This window comes from Corynebacterium sp. HMSC075F02, assembly GCF_001838335.1.
GTDB classification, from domain to species: Bacteria; Actinomycetota; Actinomycetes; order Mycobacteriales; family Mycobacteriaceae; genus Corynebacterium; species Corynebacterium jeikeium_D.
This window is the reverse complement of the sequence record NZ_KV836322.1, coordinates 1-652: the sequence shown is the minus strand read 5'-3', so window position 1 is coordinate 652 and position 652 is coordinate 1. Positions and strand designations below refer to the sequence as shown.

Genomic DNA, 652 nt, shown 5'->3' with positions numbered 1-652 from the left:
GGGTTAAGTAGCAAAAAGTGTGTCCGCTCGGCGTGTTGCGGGGCGGGCACACCGTTTGTTACTTCATGGGGCCTTTTCTGATTCCTATCGAGTGTTCGTACTCGGTTGGGATAGCGTTGTCGTAGAAGGCTGGTCGGCCTGTTTCATGGTCGGCTTTGTTGTGGTCTTCTTCGACAAGATCGTTGACTTTGGCGAGTTGATCTTGGCCGAAATTGCACTGCCTGGCGATCTTTAATGGGTCGTCAGGCAGTTGCGTTTTCGAGTGCAGGTACCACTCGAGCATTTTTCGTTGGCGTTCCCCGGACCTGCCGCGATGCGCGTCGGCGATGCGTTTGAGCCCGGCGTTGATGCCGCCTTCCAGACTGTTTGTCGTTGAAGCCCAGCGTTGAGGCTCAAGCGCATTCGGTGGTGGCTGCAGGTAGGTAAACAGCCATCCTTTCCGTGAGAGGTGCAGCAGGGAGTTGTATGCCTTGCGAACTCGCAGATGGGTCCATTCCCACTGGTTGTTGAGTGTGCGGCGCTCTTTTGACACGGGCGTTTTCTCGTTGAGGAATGCTTTGAATACCTGTCCGAAGTCGTGCAGACGCAGCGTCCACTCCCGTGCCTGGTCGAGTGTGGTGATACGGGTCAGTTTCAACGCCAGGGCGTAGAT

The 652-nt window shown here is 55.8% G+C and carries 1 pseudogene; it reads right to left on the bottom strand.

From position 1 onward, the window contains the following. Window positions 1–58 precede the first annotated feature (58 nt). Window positions 59–652, bottom strand: a pseudogene (locus tag HMPREF2920_RS09320) (IS256 family transposase); the annotation flags it as partial.